We start from the raw sequence: 1,901 nt of genomic DNA, 5'->3' as shown, positions 1-1,901 counted from the left end.
AGCCAAAATCACGGCAACACATCGGTTCCCGAATCCCGGCTCCCCGATCCCGCATCGCTACCGCACTTACAACCTCACCTCTATCCCCGCCTCGCGCATGGCTTCTTTAGCCTGACGCACGGTGTATTCGCCGAAGTGGAAGATACTGGCAGCCAGCACCGCATCCGCCTTGCCTTGTGTGACCCCGTCGACCAGATGCTGCAGATTGCCGACGCCGCCAGAGGCGATCACCGGCACCGACACCGCATCCGCGACCGCACGCGTGAGCGCCAGATTGAAGCCGGCCTTGGTGCCGTCGCGGTCCATGCTGGTCAGCAATATTTCACCGGCGCCATAGTCGGCCATTTTGACGGCCCACTCGACCGCATCGATGCCGGTAGCCCGCCGTCCGCCGTGGGTGAAGATTTCCCAGCGGCTGTTGTCGGCATTCACCGCCTTGGCATCCACCGCCACCACAATGGCCTGACAACCGAAACGTGCGGCTGCCTCGCGCACCAGGTCCGGATTGGTGATGGCCGCAGTATTGATACCGACCTTATCGGCACCGGCATTGAGCAGGCGGCGGATATCATCGACTTTACGCACGCCGCCTCCCACGGTCAGCGGAATAAAGACCTGATCGGCCACCGCTTCGATCACATGCAGGATCAGATCGCGCTCGTCGGAGCTGGCGGTGATATCGAGAAAAGTCAGCTCGTCGGCGCCCTGATCACGCCAGTGCAGCGCGACCTTGACCGGGTCGTCGGAAAACACGGTCGCGTCGTCCATCACGCCCTGCTTCAGGCGTACGCATTGGCCGTCTTTAAGATCGATAGCGGGTATCAGCAACATGATGCATTCATCTACAGAAGGTTAAACACAGCCATCCCAGGCAAGGAAATTCTTCATCATCTGAAGCCCTGCGCGGTGGCTCTTTTCAGTGTGGAACTGCGTGGCAAAAATATTATTACGCCCGACGATACAGGAAAACCGTTCGGGATACTCGCTCTGGGCCAGGCTCAAGGCGCTGTCGTCAGGCGCGAAATGGTAGCTGTGGACAAAATAAAAGCGCTCGCCGTCTTCGATGCCGGCAAACAGTGGGTGCGGCCGGGTCTGAAACACACGGTTCCAGCCCATATGCGGCACCTTCAGGCGCTCGCCGTGCGCATCGTGTAAGTCATGGCCAAAACGCAGGACATTGCCGGGGAAAATGCCCAGCCCGGCGGTGTCGCCCTCGGCGCTGTGTTCGAACAAGAGCTGGGCGCCGACGCAAATGCCGAAAAACGGCTTGCTGCGCGTGGTTTCCAGCACCGCCTCGGCCAGACCGTGGGCGCGCAGTTCGCGCATGCAGTCCGGCATCGCGCCCTGGCCGGGAAACACGACCTTGTCGGCTTTGACCACACGGTCCGGATCGGAGGTCAAAAAGACTTCGGTGCCGCTGTCGCTGACGACCTGCACCGATTTCAACACCGAGTGCAGATTGCCCATGCCGTAATCGATAATGGCGACCTTCATGCCGTCAACGTCCCCTTGGTCGAGGGCATCTGCCCGGCCATGCGCTCGTCAAACTCGACCGCCATGCGCAGTGCACGGCCAAAGGCCTTGAACACGGTCTCGGCCTGATGGTGGCTGTTGATCCCGCGCAGATTGTCGATATGCAGCGTCACCATGCTGTGGTTGACGAAGCCGTGGAAAAACTCGGAAAACAGATCAACGTCGAAATTACCAATGCTGGCACGGGTGAATTCGATGTTGTACACCAGGCCTGGGCGGCCGGACAGGTCGATCACGACCCGGCTCAGCGCCTCGTCCAGCGGCACATAAGCATGACCATAGCGGCGTATGCCCTTCTTGTCGCCGATGGCACGGGCAAAGGCCTGACCCAGCGTAATGCCCAGATCTTCCACTGTGTGATGGGCATC

3 protein-coding genes are annotated in these 1,901 nt (G+C 60.2%); all 3 read right to left on the bottom strand.

What is annotated here, in order from left to right:
• Positions 1-66: 66 nt before the first annotated feature.
• Positions 67-831, bottom strand: a complete 765-nt coding sequence (gene hisF, locus EGI20_RS17895; protein WP_498633054.1) for an imidazole glycerol phosphate synthase subunit HisF — start codon at positions 829-831, stop codon at positions 67-69.
• A 21-nt stretch (positions 832-852) separates the two neighbouring features.
• A complete protein-coding gene (hisH, locus tag EGI20_RS17890) occupies positions 853-1,494 on the bottom strand; it encodes an imidazole glycerol phosphate synthase subunit HisH (protein ID WP_124735102.1) in 642 nt (213 codons plus the stop codon).
• Positions 1,491-1,901: imidazoleglycerol-phosphate dehydratase (locus EGI20_RS17885; protein WP_498633055.1), on the bottom strand; the 411-nt coding region annotated here is incomplete at its 5' end. The genes hisH and EGI20_RS17885, both read right to left, overlap by 4 nt.

Source organism: Aquitalea sp. S1-19 (assembly GCF_024343515.1).
Note: the sequence above shows the minus strand (reverse complement) of the source record. Positions and strands in the feature narration are given on the sequence as shown.